10 protein-coding genes and 1 other annotated feature are annotated in these 16,097 nt (G+C 46.8%); of the genes, 9 read left to right on the forward strand and 1 reads right to left on the reverse strand.

The window, feature by feature from the left end:
- Positions 1 to 203 precede the first annotated feature (203 nt).
- Complete coding sequence (ileS, locus tag A7K50_RS10205) at positions 204 to 3,305, reverse strand: isoleucine--tRNA ligase (protein ID WP_119776017.1); 3,102 nt, start codon at positions 3,303 to 3,305, stop codon at positions 204 to 206.
- Positions 3,306 to 3,401: 96 nt separating this feature from the next.
- Positions 3,402 to 3,668 (reverse strand) — a binding site (T-box leader).
- 232 nt (positions 3,669 to 3,900) lie between these two features.
- Here ileS and A7K50_RS10210 point away from each other — a divergent pair.
- The 9 genes from A7K50_RS10210 to prmA all read left to right on the forward strand — a co-directional run bounded on the left by A7K50_RS10210 (position 3,901) and on the right by prmA (position 16,060).
- Positions 3,901 to 4,869, forward strand: a complete 969-nt coding sequence (locus A7K50_RS10210; RefSeq protein ID WP_119776019.1) for a stage II sporulation protein P — start codon at positions 3,901 to 3,903, stop codon at positions 4,867 to 4,869.
- A gap of 55 nt (positions 4,870 to 4,924) precedes the next feature.
- A complete protein-coding gene (murJ, locus tag A7K50_RS10215) occupies positions 4,925 to 6,484 on the forward strand; it encodes a murein biosynthesis integral membrane protein MurJ (protein WP_026156277.1) in 1,560 nt (519 codons plus the stop codon).
- Positions 6,485 to 6,604: 120 nt separating this feature from the next.
- A complete protein-coding gene (gene lepA / locus A7K50_RS10220) occupies positions 6,605 to 8,410 on the forward strand; it encodes a translation elongation factor 4 (RefSeq protein WP_020491480.1) in 1,806 nt (601 codons plus the stop codon).
- Positions 8,411 to 8,555: 145 nt separating this feature from the next.
- A complete protein-coding gene (gene hemW, locus A7K50_RS10225) occupies positions 8,556 to 9,893 on the forward strand; it encodes a radical SAM family heme chaperone HemW (protein ID WP_119776021.1) in 1,338 nt (445 codons plus the stop codon).
- 125 nt (positions 9,894 to 10,018) lie between these two features.
- The gene (gene hrcA, locus A7K50_RS10230; RefSeq protein WP_020491482.1) at positions 10,019 to 11,068 is read left to right on the forward strand and encodes a heat-inducible transcriptional repressor HrcA; all 1,050 of its coding nucleotides are present in this window, start codon (positions 10,019 to 10,021) and stop codon (positions 11,066 to 11,068) included.
- Positions 11,069 to 11,089: 21 nt separating this feature from the next.
- Complete coding sequence (grpE, locus tag A7K50_RS10235) at positions 11,090 to 11,665, forward strand: nucleotide exchange factor GrpE (protein WP_119776022.1); 576 nt, start codon at positions 11,090 to 11,092, stop codon at positions 11,663 to 11,665.
- Between the two features lie 91 nt (positions 11,666 to 11,756).
- Entirely contained in the window at positions 11,757 to 13,616 is a 1,860-nt protein-coding gene (gene dnaK / locus A7K50_RS10240; protein WP_119776024.1) for a molecular chaperone DnaK, read from the forward strand.
- A 314-nt stretch (positions 13,617 to 13,930) separates the two neighbouring features.
- Positions 13,931 to 15,073, forward strand: coding sequence for a molecular chaperone DnaJ (dnaJ, locus tag A7K50_RS10245; RefSeq protein ID WP_119776026.1), 1,143 nt, complete (start codon positions 13,931 to 13,933; stop codon positions 15,071 to 15,073).
- Between the two features lie 60 nt (positions 15,074 to 15,133).
- Positions 15,134 to 16,060 (forward strand): 50S ribosomal protein L11 methyltransferase, encoded by a 927-nt coding sequence (gene prmA / locus A7K50_RS10250; protein ID WP_119776027.1) that lies wholly within the window; start codon positions 15,134 to 15,136, stop codon positions 16,058 to 16,060.
- Positions 16,061 to 16,097: the final 37 nt, after the last annotated feature.

Raw genomic sequence — 16,097 nt, forward strand, 5'->3', positions numbered from 1 at the left:
CCTCAATAAAATTATATAAACATAATCAACCATAATCAACCAAAAATAATAAAAAATAACAAATATAATAAAAGATAAGACCAAAGATAATAGTAAAAATAATAATGCTGCTAATAGTCATGAGAACCATTAACAGCATTATATCAGTTTAGGATTACTCGTTTTTTGTGGTTACTCCACTATGATATGATGAGCCAAAGAGCTCAGATCCGTTCGACCCGGACGCCGGCATCGTGGTCGTTCAGGTTTACCTTGGTCAGATCTGCGGTACCTGATGTTTTTTCGATGCTTTCAGCAAGCGTTTCAACTCTGATGTATTCCTGATAGCTTTGAATTGCGCTTGTAACTTCGTCATCCCCGTCAAAATAGATCCGGATCCGGTCCATCATTTCGAAATCATTGCTCTTGCGCATTTGCTGGACTTTGGAAACAAGCTCTCTGGCCAGACCTTCGTCGAGAAGCTCTCTGGTCAGCGTGGTATCAAGAATAACAAACAGGTTGTTTTCCATTGTGACCGTGAATCCTTCTTTGGCTGAAATCGACACGATGACATAGTCCTTGACGATATTTAGCTGTTCTGCGTCGACATCAACTGAAAGTAATTCTCCGGCCTCCAGAGCAGCTGCAGCTTTCGAGGCCTCCAGACTTTCCAGTGCTTTGCCGAGGAGTTTAATTTTCGAGCCAAAGACGGGTCCGGCGACTTTAAAGTTAGGCTTTAGACTGAAATTCATAAAATCGCTTAAGTTGTTCGCAAAAATAACTTCTTTTACATTGAGCTCTTCTTGGATCAGTGGAATCAAATCCGCGATCAGGACTTCATATTTTCCGTCGACCAGGATTTGCTGGATCGGCTGACGGACTTTGATCCTGACCTGTTCCCGGGCTGATCTGCCGAGGGTGACTAAATTCCTAACCAAATCCATTCTGTTTTCGACGTTCTCATTGATCATAGTCGAGACATATTCCGGATAATCTGTCAGGTGGACCGAAGTCCCGCCGGTCAGGTTACGGTAGATTTCTTCCGCCAGATAAGGAGCGAACGGTGCTGAGATTTTAGCGATGCCGACCAGGATCTCATACGTGGTGTTATAGACGGCCTTCTTGTCGTCCGACAGTCCGGAATCCCAGAATCTGCGGCGGGAGCGCCGAATATACCAGTTGGAGAGATCCTCGCTGACAAATTCCTGTATTTTTCGGACCGCTTTGGTCAGATCATAGACAGCCAGATTGGTTTCAACGTCGTTCAGCAGGGCGTGATATTTAGAGAGGATCCACCTGTCTAGCTCCGGCCGCTTTTTGTATTCGATAAAGAAATCTCTTGGGTCAACTTCATCGGTATTCGCATAGAGCACAAAAAAGGTATAGACGTTGCGGAGTGTTCCGAAGAACTTGCTCTGAACTTCCTTGAGGCCTTCGATGTCAAAGCGTTTAGGTGTCCAGGCCGGAGATACATAAAGCAAATACCATCTGAGCGTATCGGCACCGTACCGGTCAAACAGTTCAAACGGATCTACTGTGTTGCCTTTGGATTTAGACATTTTCTGTCCCTGTTTGTCTAAAACGAGATCGTTGACCAGAACCCGCTTATACGGCGAACGGCCCATCACGAAGGTCGAAATCGCGAGCAGTGAGTAGAACCAGCCGCGGGTTTGGTCAATCCCTTCGCAGATAAAATCTGCCGGGAACAGTTCATGAAAGTTCTCTTTGTTTTCAAATGGATAATGATGCTGAGCATAAGGCATCGCACCGCTGTCAAACCAGCAGTCGATCACTTCACTGACCCGGGTCATCGGTTTGCCGCACTTCTCACAGCGGATATGAACGTCATCGACGTAAGGTCGGTGCAGTTCGATGGTTTCATCAATCTTTTCGATTGCTTTTTCCACAAGTTCTTTGCGGGAGCCGACCGAAGCGGTATGGCCGCATCCGCAACGCCAGATATTTAAAGGAGTCCCCCAGTAGCGGTTACGGGACAATGCCCAGTCATTGACATTTTCGAGCCAGTTGCCGAAACGTTTTTCACCGACAAAGTCGGGATACCATTCGACAGTTTTGTTATTAGCGACAAGCTGATCTTTCAGTTTGGTCATCGCAATGTACCAGCTCGGCTTGGCGTAGTACAGCAGGGGCGTCTGACAGCGCCAGCAGTGCGGGTAGTTATGCTCCATTTTTTCTTTCTTGAACAGTTTGCCTTCGGCATACAGCCACTTGATAATATCCAGATCGGCATCCATCACAAAGCTGTCTTTCCAAGGCGTTGCGATGAATTTGCCCGATTCATTCACTGGCTGAAAAACCGGCAGGTTATACCGTTTTCCGGTGTTATAGTCGTCCTCACCAAAAGCAGGTGCGGTATGGACGATCCCGGTACCGTCCTCTGTCGTGACATAATCGGCTGTCGTCACGAAGAAAGCTTTTTTGTCGGTGCTTAAAAACGGCATCAGCTGTTCATATTCCATATATTCAAGCTCAGTGCCTTTTAATTCCTGCAGGACTTCATAATCGTCGCCAAGTACTTTCGGCGCAAGCGTCTTTGATAAATAATAAATCTCATCATTGCTGCGGACTCTGACGTAGGTCTCAGCCGGGCTGACTGTGAGTGCCGCATTGGAGGGCAAGGTCCATGGTGTGGTCGTCCAGGCCAGGAAATACTCGTCAACTCCTTTGCGCTTAAATTTGGCGATGACGGTATTTGTTTTGATTTCTTTATAGCCCAGCGCGACTTCATGGGAAGCAAGTCCGGTTCCGCATCTAGAACAGTACGGAAGAATCTTGTGACCTTCGTACATGTAGCCTTCTTTGAAGAATTTGTCCAGAATCCACCAGACACTTTCGATATAATTGTTATCCAGGGTAATATACGGATGATCTAGATCAATCGAATAACCCATCCGGATCGTCATTTCGCGCCATTGCTTTTCATACGTAAACACTGAGTCACGGCATTTTTCATTGAACTGAGCAATCCCGTACGCTTCAATACCTTGTTTGTCGGAAAGATTCAGCTGTTTTTCAACTTCAATTTCTACCGGAAGTCCGTGCGTATCCCATCCAGCCTTCCGTTTGACCTGGAAACCTTTCATGTTTTGATACCGGCAGACGGAATCCTTCAGGGTTCTGGCCATGACATGGTGAATACCTGGCTTGCCGTTGGCCGTCGGCGGACCCTCATAAAATACAAACGGTTCTGCGCCTTCACGGTTTTCAATTGTCTTTTGCAGAATATCAATTGAATCCCAGTAATCCGATATTTGTTTTTCCCGTTCAGCAACAGGGTTTTCAGCTAAAGATTTGAACTTTTCCATAGAGATTCTCCTTTATCAATTCATTAATGATTGCTAGTTTAATTGTCAACCCTTAAGTTGTAATATAAAAAATTAAAAATCCCTAAGTATAAATAACTTAGGGACGACTAAACCGCGGTACCACCCTGATTATATGTCTGGGTACATGAAAATACGTCAAACACATCACTCTTGCCCGTTAACGCAGGGCAGGCGGAACTTCTTACTGGAACCCTGTTACTGATCATTTTACAAGACAAGGTATCATATTTCTGAAGTTCAGCTCCCGGGTGATCTTCACTTGAAAGTCAGCCGCAATTTCTCAGCATTCGATTGCTTTCTGTGGACTTTCTTTTAAGCTACTGTCCCATTCCTCGCTGTTTGATGCTTGAATTGTTTTCAAATTATATCTATTATATGACATCTCATGCAAAAATGCCAAGTACATCTTAAAAATTCTACGATGCATAAATTCAGCGCAAATGCAGGCGTAAAATATTAGGCTATTTCAATGTTCTAAGACAAGGTTGTCCTTCATATTCCTAATTATGGAAAGGAGGGGGTTGTCCTGTTTTCTTGGAAAAACCGTCTGAAAGCTGTTGGGGTCATTTTACTATTGGCGCTGCTTACATTTTCTGTTTACTTTTGTATTTCCAATGATAGTTTTCAGTATACCATAAAAATACTGTCCGAAAAAAGTTTCCCGTTTGAGCTTGTACTTCTGGAAGGCGCCCCGGGGATGTCTTATCCGGAACGAACCTATATCAGTGATACACGGAACTCTGCTGCAGGGATCGGAATGTATTTGCTGACCGGAGTCAACATATCTGATGCCCGGACGTATTTTTTAAGTTTCTATGCGCCTCCTTCCGAAGGGCCGACTTGGCTGGGCTGGGCCTATCATCCCAATGATCCTGAAATGGAGGGGCCGCTGCTCGAACCCCTTGATAATCCGTTCTATCATGACCCTGAACCGGTTAAAAGTGCGCAGGATGTCTTGGTAGGCATCTATCACACCCACAGTGCAGAGTCTTATTCGGGGGATGGCGGTGCAGACCGGGTAGCCGGAGGTGAAAACGGAGATATTGTGAAGATTGGACGGTTATTGTCAGAAAAATTGATCCAGGCCGGGATCAAGACCGTACATTCTGAAGAGGTAAATGATGCGGTTTATATCCAGTCCTACAATCATTCCTACCTTACAGCAAAAAAAATAATTGAAGAAAATCCGACGACTCGCCTGCTGATCGATCTCCACCGGGACGGGCTGCCTCCTCAGGTAGGAAAGGACACGATAAAGATTAATGGGCAAGAGTGCGCCAAGGTCATGATTGTGATCGGTCAGAAAAATCAAAATTGGGAAAAGAATGACGCAATTGCGCATGAGATTATTAAGATTGCGGAGGAAAAATATCCGGGACTGTTTTTCCCGAAAATCCGCTATGCTTCAGAGGCACGCTACAATCAGTACCTTACGGATGGAGCCATCCTGGTGGAAATAGGCAGTCAGTTAAATACGCTGGAGGAAGCACAGGCTGCGGCCGGTCCCATAGCCGAAGTATTGAAGGAATATCTCGGTAAATGATATAATTTGCAGAGAATGCATTGATGGGTAGATAGAAAGGTCCTTCAGCTTCATGATGACAAACAATCAAAAGATGATGAAAGCAGCCGGCTTCATGATGGCTGCCAACCTTGTTTCCAGGCTTCTCGGTTTCATCAGGGAGTCTCTGATGGCCGGATTGTTCGGAAAAACGGCAGCTACTGACGCGTATAATACGGCCTTTATCCTTCCGGACCTGCTGTACTGGTTATTGGTTGGAGGCGTGTTAAGTGCTGCCTTTATCCCTGTCCTATCCGAATATATTGCCAAAGGCAGGGAAAAAGAAGGATGGAAAGTCGTGAGCTCGGTAACCAATGCGACATTTCTTCTGCTCTGTATCCTGGTTATCGCGGGCATGCTGCTGACTCCGAAGTTTATTGAGCTTCAGGTGCCCGGATTCAGTCCGGCGAATAAGGAACTTACAATCTATCTTACCCGTATCCTGCTACTGCAGCCGGTCATTCTGGCTTTGAGCGGGATTACGATGGGCATCCTGAACTCGTACAAAATATTTTGGCCGTCCGCGTTGGGGACGGTCCTTTACAATGCCAGTATCATCCTATTTGGAGCGATTTGGGCTAATTCCGGTGAAGCCCGGAGTATCTCCGGTTTTGCGTTTGGGGTCGTCATCGGAGCTGCAGCTAATTTTCTTGTTCAGGTACCTTCCCTGCGAAAGGTTGGCTTCCGCTACTATCCAATGATCGATCTGAAACATCCCGGGGTCCGGAAGATTATGCTGTTGGCTGTCCCGATGATAATCATGTATACCTTGAATCAATTCCAGGTTATCGTGAATTCCAACCTCGGTTCCGCACTTGATCCGGGAAGCTTGACTGCGGTCTGGTACTCTTACCGTCTTTTCCAGGTCCCGGTCGGAATCTTCGCGTTGGCCATCGGTGTCGCTGTTTTCCCGACCTTAACAGAACAGGCGGCTCTGAAAAAGGCCAAAGATTTTCTCGAGACGATTTCGAGTGCAATCCGACTGATTATCTTTATTACAGTTCCGATATCCATTGGGATGGTCGTCCTGCGCTTCCCTTTGATCCGAGTTCTGTTCCAGCATGGTGAATTCAGCGCCGGGGATACGGATATCATGGCTGTACCACTGCTGTATTTTTCGCTTGGGATCACAGCTCAGGCTATTATTCAAATTCTGCCGCGTGCTTTTTATGCAATGCAGAACACCTGGATTCCGGTTATTCTTGGCCTCGTCGCCATGGCTGCCAGCATCATCTGGATGTATATTTTGGTCGGGCCTCTGGCTTGCGGAGGTTTGGCCCTTGCTGTAACCCTCGGAGCCATGATGCAGATGCTTTTGCTGTTTATTGTACTACGCCGTAAGCTTGGCAAAATTGATGGGCGCAGAATTGCAGCCGTGTTTAGTAAAACACTAGCAGCTGCTTTGGCCATGGCAGCTGTCGTCATGATTTGGGCGAATCTGCTCACCCTTTGGGTCGGAATTGGCAAAATTGGCTCGACAATCGTTTTAATCAGCGGAGCACTCGTCGGCATGCTCGCGTTTTTTATCGTTGCCCGTCTGCTGAAGATGGAGGAGTACAAAATGGCCATTGACATGCTGATAAAACGTCGTAAATAGAGGAGCAGAGGACAAAAGAAACGCTTCTGTCCTCCAGTATCCCGGAGCCGCCTTGCTTTTCAAGGCGGTAATTTGTTATAATGATGTGCTGGTATTATATTCAGGGAGAGAAGAATATCCATGGCAAACGCTTCATCCAAAATTAGGAATTTTTCAATCATTGCCCATATCGATCACGGCAAATCTACCCTTGCTGATCGACTGATTGAGTATACTGGAACCATGTCCACCCGGGAACTTAAGGAGCAGGTTCTCGACTCCATGGATTTGGAACGGGAGCGTGGGATCACTATCAAACTGCAGGCAGTCCGTTTACGCTACAAGGCGAAAGATGGAGAGGTCTATGAGCTGAATCTGATTGATACTCCCGGGCATGTTGACTTTTCTTACGAAGTTTCCCGGAGTTTGGCTGCCTGCGAAGGGGCCTTGTTAGTCGTCGATGCAGCACAGGGTATTGAGGCACAGACCCTCGCTAATGTCTATCTTGCTTTGGAAAATGACCTGGAGATCATTCCTGTTATTAATAAAATTGATCTGCCAAGCGCAGAACCTGACAGAGTCAAACAGGAGATTGAAGATGTGATTGGGATTGATGCGAGTGAGGCGATCCTCGCATCGGCCAAAATGGGGATTGGGGTCGAAGAGATCCTGGAAGCGATTGTTAAGAGAATTTCTCCGCCGAAGGGCGATGATGAAGAACCCTTGAAGTCGCTGATTTTTGACTCGAAGTTTGATTCCTATAAAGGTGCGATCCCTTATATCCGATTATTTGACGGCAAAGTCTCCAAAGGTACGAGCATCAAGATGATGTCCACCGGAAAAATGTTTGAAATTACCGAAGTTGGTGTTTTTACACCCGGGATGACGATTGTTGAAGAACTAAGGGCAGGCCAGGTTGGCTATATCGCAGGTAGTATTAAGAATGTCGGAGATACTCGCGTTGGGGATACCGTGACGGATAACGACCATCCGGCTGCAGAACCGTTGCCGGGTTATCGCAAAGCGGTGTCGATGGTTTTTTGCGGCCTTTATCCGGTTGAAACTTCCGACTTTGACAGGCTGAAGGATGCGCTGGAAAAACTTCAGCTGAATGATGCGAGTTTAATGTATGAAAATGAAACGTCCGCGGCGCTGGGTTTTGGTTTCCGCTGTGGGTTCCTGGGTCTCCTGCATATGGAAATCATTCAGGAGAGACTTGAGCGGGAATTTGGCCTCAGCATCATTACAACTGCACCGAGCGTTGTTTATAAAGTGAATACCACAGCCAAGGAACAGATCTTCATTGATAACCCTGCGCTTCTGCCGTCTGAAGGAAAGATCGAATCGATTGAAGAACCTGTGGTTAAGGCTACGATTATGGTACCATCCGAGTATGTAGGTACCATCATGGAACTGAACCAGGAGAAAAGGGGTACGTTCCTGAACATGGACTATATCACCGCCTCCCGGGTAAGCCTATATTATGAGCTTCCGTTAAGCGAAATCGTTTACGATTACTTCGATCAGCTTAAATCCCGAACCAAAGGGTATGCGTCTTTGGACTATGAACTGATCGGATATAAGGAAGCGAATCTTGTGAAACTTGATATCATGCTGAACGCTGAAATTGTAGATGCACTTTCCTTTATTGTCCACAAAGATAAAGCATATTCCCGTGGGCGCAGGCTTGTCGAAAAACTGCGTGGCCTGATTCCGCGGCAGATGTTTGAAATCCCTGTCCAGGCTGTCATCGGGACCAAGGTCATTGCTAGAGAGAATATCCGGGCCATGCGTAAGGATGTTCTAGCTAAATGTTACGGCGGTGACATTTCCCGGAAACGCAAACTACTGGAAAAACAAAAAGAAGGCAAGAAACGCATGAAACAAGTCGGCAACGTGGAAATACCCCAGGACGCTTTCATGGCAGTGCTCAAAATGGACGATTGATTTTTGATTTGAATCGCATTTGACCCTAGGCATCTCTCCTGCGCCGCCACCGTGCTTTGCTTGGCGCTCACCATCCCATTACGGTGACTCAGTCTGCAGCCGGAGAATGTAAAATGTTAAAGATCGCTGTATTAGGTGATTAGGTATGACTTCTTTATATGTTCATGTTCCGTTTTGCGTAAAAAAATGTTCCTACTGCGCATTCTATTCGGTTCCTTATACTGTGCCCATTATCGCGGACAGTAGAATATCCGGTGGTGCAGATAGGGCTGACCATAGGTTATTATCAGACCCGGCCTCAGATTTGGTCTCCGTCTATTTGTGCGGACTGGAGCGGGAGCTTGAGTTGCGAGCTAAGGAAGCCTCCCAAGGGGTTTCTTCTCTTTTTATTGGAGGCGGAACGCCCACAGTTCTGGATGTCACTCAGCTTGAACGACTGCTCAGTTTGATTTGTCGGTATTATTTTAAGGCCCCGAACCGGACAGACTCGACAGACATATCCGATCCGTTAAGGAATCCCCTTATCCATACTTCCTGGACCGGTCAAGTCATAGAAAAAACAATTGAGTGTAATCCCGGCACACTCGACCGAGAAAAATTGATGCTCTGCCGAACGTACGGAATCAACCGGATATCGCTCGGCGCTCAGAGCTTTAATGACCGCCTGCTGAAAAGTATCGACAGAATCCATACCGCGGAAGATATTCACAGGAGCGTCGCCCTTGTCAGACAATCGGGGATAGACAACCTGAATCTTGACCTGATTTTTGGACTTCCAGGACAGAAAATGGGACATTGGCAGGATACACTCCGCCAGGCCATTACGTTGTCGCCGGAACACCTTTCACTCTATGCACTTACGCTTGAGGAAGATACCCCACTGCATAAAGAATATGCATGCAGTCAGGCAGGCAGTTCGGACTGCAAAGAAACCTTGGATGACTCGAACAGCCGGAGACGCCTGAATCGTCTGCCGGATGACGACTTACAAGCTGATATGTACGAATGGGCGGTTTCTTATCTTCAAAGCTTCGGTTATGGCCGCTATGAAGTTTCCAACTTTGCGAGGCCTGGTTTTGAATGCAAACATAACCAGTCTTATTGGCGAGGGCAGGATTATATCGGTCTTGGACCGGGGGCAGTTTCGTGTCTGCACAACGCTAGAACCAGGAATAGGGAGGATATCGCGGGGTATGCGCGGATACTGGAATCAGGACTAAGGCCTCTGGACCCCTCGGCAAACGAAGTGCTGACCAGAGAACAGAAGATCTCCGAATTTATGATGCTGGGGCTGCGGATGGCGGACGGAATTGACATCGCAGAATTTGCCGCCAAATTTCAAACCGAAATTCAGGATATTTATGGACGAATTTTGCAAAACTATATCGATAAGGATATTTTCTTGCTTGCCGAAGGTAGATTGAAAATTAATCCTGCCTGTTTTTTCGTTCTCAACGCGGTTCTGGTGGATTTTATGCTGTAGTTGAATTGTATACTATTCGATGATGATTCCTCTTGACATTATTTTACCTTCATGCTAAATTATGTTCAGATGATTAGCACTCACCTTGATAGAGTGCTAACAAATCAATCGGAGGTGGCACTTTGATGGAAATGGATGAAAGAAAACACAAGATTTTAAAAGCGATTGTGCAGGACTATATTGCCACCGCGGAGCCCGTCGGTTCCAGAACCATTTCCAAAAAGTTTGAGCTGGGGGTGTCTCCGGCGACGATCCGCAATGAGATGGCAGATCTCGAAGAGTTGGGACTTATTGAACAGCCCCATACATCTGCAGGAAGAATTCCTTCCGACTCGGGCTATCGCTATTATGTCGATTATTTGATGGACCCTTTAAGTCTGAACCACGATGAAAAGAAAAATATCAACCAGGAGATCACCAGCAGACTCAGCGAAGTGCAGGAAGTCATCGAATACACCGGAAAGCTTATTTCCCAGGTGACGAACCTGACTAGTATTGTACTTGGACCAAAAAGCCGAAACGGTATTCTGAAGAATTTGCATTTTCTTCCCTACGAGCAAGGGAAGGCTATCATGGTAACCGTAAAAGAGAATGGTTCAGTAGAGAATAATATTGTCGATATCGGTCCGGATACAAGCCCGGAGGAACTTCAGGTTCTGGCGAATCTCTTTAACCAGAAAATGAGCGGAACTAGGGTACAGGATCTGAAAAAAGGCCTGATCAACGAAATATACAGTGAGCTCTCCAGAAAACGCCGCATTATTGATGGAATGATGGGTATTCTGGAAAGAATGTTTGATGATAAGGATGGAGAGTCTGAAGAACGGGTCTACCTTGGCGGGACATTAAATATGCTTGATCAGCCTGAATTCAGGGATATCAATAAAGTTCGAAGTCTCTTTTCCGTATTTGAGGAGAACAATAAGCTGAAGGAGCTTCTAAGTCATGATCAAAAGGGATTAAGTATCATGATCGGAGCGGAAAATGCTGACCAGGTATTTAAAAACTGCAGTATTATATCTGCAACCTACCAGATTAACGGGAAACAGATTGGTTCAGTAGGCGTTTTGGGTCCAACCAGAATGGATTACGGCAAAGCGATCGCGATTGTAGACTATATGACAAACAGTTTGACCGAATTGCTGACGGAGAGGCACCGGAGGACCCGGACTTAGATCAAGAAGGGAGGCAACTGCGTGAACAAAGAAAAAACAAATCAAGCGTCTGCAAACGCTCAGGAAGATAAAGAAAACCAGAACATCGGGCAGGAGAGTGAAGAATGCCTGACTGAGGACATTGATTCTATCGATCATTTGCAGCGCCTGCGTGAGGAAATTGAAGAGCATAAGTCCAAAGCGGAAGACTATTATACCCAAATGCAAAGACTGAAAGCTGAATTTGACAATTTCCGCAAAAGAACCCAGAAGGAAAAAGAAGACACTGCCCGGTATGCTTCGGAAAAAGTTATTCATTCCCTGCTGCCGGTCCTGGATAATTTTGAAAGAGCGATTGTTTCCAGTCAAAAAAACAACGATTTTGAGGCGTTATCCCAGGGTGTCGAAATGATCGAAAGAATGTTTCTGAAAGTCCTGGAAGATGAGGGGCTCAAAATTATTGAAACAGTCGGCCAGGAATTTGATCCAAATCTCCATGAAGCCCTGCTGAAAGAAGAATCTGACCAGCCGGAGAATATGATTCTGGAAGAATTCCAAAAGGGATATTATCTGAAGGATAAAGTGATCAGGCCCAGCCGGGTCAAAGTTTCAGGCTGATCGTGTTAAGCTAAATCTCAGTCTGATCAAAGAGCATATAAGTTGAAAGAAACAAAAAATACGATATGAGAATTTGCAAGGAGGAAATCAAATGGGTAAAGTAATCGGTATTGACTTAGGAACCACTAACTCTTGTGTTGCAGTGCTTGAAGGCGGCGAACCTGTTGTAATCCCGAATCCTGAAGGAGCGCGCATTACCCCTTCAGTCGTCGGCTTCTCCAAGAATGGCGAGAAACTGGTAGGGCAGGTGGCCAAACGCCAGGCTGTTTCCAATCCGGACAATACGGTTAGTTCGATTAAGCGTCATATGGGCACGAACTATAAAGTGACTTTGATGGATAAATCCTATACACCGCAGGAAGTATCTGCGATGATTCTGCAGAAACTCAAAGCTGATGCGGAAGCTTATCTGGGGTCTTCAGTCACCCAGGCTGTCATCACCGTTCCGGCGTATTTTACTGATGCCCAGCGTCAGGCTACCAAAGATGCCGGCACGATCGCCGGTCTCGAAGTTCTGCGTATTATCAACGAGCCTACTGCAGCAGCACTGGCTTATGGACTTGACAAAGAGCATGATCAGACCGTACTTGTTTACGACCTTGGCGGCGGAACATTTGACGTCTCAATTCTCGAACTGAGTCAGGGAATGGTCGAAGTGAAAGCGACTAACGGGAATAACCTTCTTGGCGGTGATGACTTTGACCAGCGTTTAATGGATTACATTATTGCCGAATTTAAAAAGAGCAATGGTGTTGATCTTGCCAAAGACCGGATGGCCCTGCAGCGTCTGAAGGAAGCCGCTGAAAAAGCCAAAATTGAGCTTTCCGGTGTCGCCCAGACGAATATTAATCTGCCGTTTATCACGATGTCCGCTGAAGGACCGCTTCATCTGGATATGAATATCACGCGCGCCAAATTTGAAGAGCTTGTAGCAGACTTGATCGAAAAAACAATGGGACCTACCCGTCAGGCTATGGAAGACGCCAAGCTTTCCTTCAATGAAATTGATCAGGTCATTCTTGTCGGGGGATCCAGCAGAATCCCGGCAGTCCAGGAGGCCATTAAGAGAATCAGCGGCAAGGAACCGCATAAAGGTGTTAATCCGGATGAAGTCGTTGCGCTCGGCGCGGCTATCCAGGGCGGGGTCTTGGCTGGTGAAATGAAAGATATTGTTCTAGTCGACGTTGCTCCGCTTTCCCTCGGAATTGAGACCCTGGGCGGCGTATTCACCAGGATCATTGACCGGAATACGACCATTCCGACTACCAAATCCCAGGTTTTCTCCACTGCAGCCGACAGCCAGACTTCGGTAGATATCCATGTGCTTCAGGGTGAGCGCGAAATGGCTGCTTACAATAAGACACTCGGCCGCTTCCAACTTTCCGGAATTCCGCCTGCCCCAAGAGGTGTACCGCAGATCGAAGTCAAATTTGACATTGATGTAAACGGTATTGTACACGTTTCGGCGAAAGATATGGCAACCGGTAACGAACAGAAGGTAACCATTACCGCTTCAACCGGCTTAAGCAAAGACGAAATCGAAAAGATGCGTCAGGATGCCGAGGCCAATGCTGAGAAAGACAAACAGGCAAGGGAACTGATTGATGCCAGAAACCAAGCAGATTCACTCGCGTACCAGGCTGAAAAGACCCTGAAGGACTTCGAAGGCAAAGGCGACACCGCCGAACGGGATGCGATCAAGAAGGCTGCTGAAGAACTTAGAGCTACGACAGGCAGCGATAATGTTCAGGAAATTAATGCAAGATCCGAAGCACTGACCAAAATCCTGTATCCGTTTGTGGAAAAAATGTATCAGCAGCAGGGAGCACCCGGTGCAGGTCCACAGGGACCGGGCGCTGGACCAAACCCAGGTCAGCAGGATACCGGAGCCGGCAAGGCAGATGACAATGTTGTCGATGCTGAATATACCGAAGTGGACAAGGATAAATAAACAGAATCAGTATGAATCAGATAATTGTTTGATCGATTGATTATGAAGAGTCCGCAGATAATAACGATATTGAAACACAAAAAGTACCGGTATTTAGCCTCAAAGCTAAATACCGGTACAACGCGCCTTGAATCTTAACATATTAATAATAATGGTAGTATAATGATACATTAGAAAGAGTCTATAGGTAGGTAAGAGGGTCTAAGGGTGCAGCGGTATCTTTGGACCTGCTTCGGCATTCGGAGGAATGCGGGTCTTATTTATGTCTTATGCGGTATTGTATTGATATTTAGGGAGGAGTTTCAGCTTAAATTATGAAACGCGATTACTATGAAGTTCTGGGTGTTAGCAAATCTTCCAGCGTGGATGAAATTAAAAAAGCTTACAGGAAGATAGCCAAGGAAAACCATCCCGATGTCAAACCGGGAGATAAGCAAGCGGAAGAACGCTTTAAGGAAGCTACCGAGGCTTATGCGGTATTGAGCGATCCGGATAAGAAAGCAAAATATGACCAATATGGCCACGCCGGGGTGGACTTTAATGGACAGGGTTTTGGAGGATTTGGCGATTTCTCTGATTTTGCTGATTTCGGCCTTGGAGATGTCTTTGAAATGTTTTTCGGCGGTGGCATGGGCGGAGGCTCCAGAAGAAAAGGCCCGGCGAAAGGCGCCGATTTGAGATATGATCTGTCCATTACGCTGCATGAGGCTGCCTTTGGCATGAAGAAGCAGATTGAAGTTCCGGTCTCAGTATACTGTACCGAGTGCGGAGGAAGCGGCGCGGCTCCCGGCACGAATCCGACCACGTGTTCACAATGCGGCGGTACCGGGCAGATCAGGGCAACTCAGCGTACACCGTTCGGGCAGATCGCTACGACCAAGACTTGTGCTGCTTGTGGCGGAAAAGGGACAATGATCAGCTCTCCGTGCAGCAAATGCAATGGCAAAGGTAAAGTGAAAGAAGTTAAAAAGATTGAAGTCAATATCCCGGCAGGCACGGAGGATGGATTAAGTCTGCGTTACAGCGGTTATGGCGAAGCCGGAGAAAGAGGGGGACCGTCCGGAGACCTGTATGTTGTTTTGCTCGTTAAGAAGGATGAATTCTTCCAGAGAAACGGCAATGATATCTACGTTGAAATCCCGATCACTTTTGTTCAGGCCGCCCTGGGTGATGAAGTTGACGTGCCTACCCTTCATGGAGATGTCAAAATAAAGATACCCGAAGGAACCCAAACATCGAAAGTCTTCAGAGTCAAAGGAATGGGTGTTCCTTATCGGAGAGGCAGCGGGTGCGGTGACCAGCATGTCAGGGTGATCGTAGCAACGCCTACCAAACTTACGGAACGGCAGAAAGAGCTGCTCAGCGAATTTGGGAAAATAACAACCGAAGGCCAGCAACTTGGTAAAAAATCGCTTTGGGACAAGGTGAAGGATAATGTCCGGGATGCTATCAGTTGATCATATTTGACTTAGAAGATGTTTGATCGGTCAAAACGACCGAAGAAAAGGGAGTTAGCCATGAATTGGACTGAGATAGCGGTAACAGTATCATCTGAGGGAGAGGAGGCTGTTACTGATCTTTTTTATCGGATTGGCAGCAAGGGGGTAGTTGTCGAATCGCCTGAACTGATTAAAGGGTATGTTGAATCAGGGATCTGGGATTATCATATTTATGCGGATTTGGAAGTGACAGGAAAGTGTGTGGTCAAGGGTTATTTTCCGGAGGATGAAAGCTTAAGTCCCAGGATTACCTCCTTGCGGGAAGAACTTCTGCTCTTCAAGGAATTATTTCCGGCCTGGATGATAGAAACGAATTCCGTGATGGTGAAGGAAGAAGACTGGGAGAACGAATGGAAGCAATACTTTAAACCGGTCCGAATCGGCAAACGCTTCTTGATCAAACCGACTTGGGAACAGACAGATATGCAGGACCAGGTGGTCATCATTGAGATTGATCCTGGGATGGCTTTTGGGACGGGTACCCATCCGACAACCGCTCTCTGCCTGGAGGCGCTGGAAGACCATATTCAGGAAGGTCTGGACGTCTTTGATATTGGCACCGGCTCCGGGATCCTGGCTGTGGCGGCCGCCAAGCTCGGCGCAAACGTCCAGGCTGGCGACATTGACGGCCTGGCTGTGAGGATTGCGCGGCAAAATGCAGCGCTGAATCACATGGAAGATAAAATTAAGATTGAAACGGGAAACCTCGGTGAGGTCTTTACGGGGAAAGCTGATGTCGTCATCGCCAATATCATCGCGGATGTGATCATTGAACTCCTGCCGTCCTTGCCTCAGCTGATGAAACCGGAGGGTATCCTTCTTGCTTCCGGCATCATTGATACCCGGGAAGACGATGTTCTGGGAGAAATGAATGCGGCTGGCCTTCGCTGTGTCGGCAGGCTTGAAGATGCAGGCTGGGTACTGCTGAAAGCTGTGTTTGCTTGAGTGTATCAAGTGGCTTCTTTATTTTCTCGAGAGAAGG

The sequence above is a fragment of the Dehalobacter sp. MCB1 genome, from assembly GCF_003590275.1.
Taxonomy (GTDB): Bacteria; Bacillota; Desulfitobacteriia; order Desulfitobacteriales; family Syntrophobotulaceae; genus Dehalobacter.

Coding starts and splice junctions, on each gene's coding strand:
- hrcA (WP_020491482.1), top strand. CDS start 10,019: ATGGAAATGGATGAAAGAAAACACAAGATTTTAAAAGCGATTGTGCAG.
- prmA (WP_119776027.1), top strand. CDS start 15,134: ATGAATTGGACTGAGATAGCGGTAACAGTATCATCTGAGGGAGAGGAG.
- murJ (WP_026156277.1), top strand. CDS start 4,925: ATGACAAACAATCAAAAGATGATGAAAGCAGCCGGCTTCATGATGGCT.
- ileS (WP_119776017.1), bottom strand. CDS start 3,305: ATGGAAAAGTTCAAATCTTTAGCTGAAAACCCTGTTGCTGAACGGGAA.
- dnaK (WP_119776024.1), top strand. CDS start 11,757: ATGGGTAAAGTAATCGGTATTGACTTAGGAACCACTAACTCTTGTGTT.
- dnaJ (WP_119776026.1), top strand. CDS start 13,931: ATGAAACGCGATTACTATGAAGTTCTGGGTGTTAGCAAATCTTCCAGC.
- lepA (WP_020491480.1), top strand. CDS start 6,605: ATGGCAAACGCTTCATCCAAAATTAGGAATTTTTCAATCATTGCCCAT.
- hemW (WP_119776021.1), top strand. CDS start 8,556: ATGACTTCTTTATATGTTCATGTTCCGTTTTGCGTAAAAAAATGTTCC.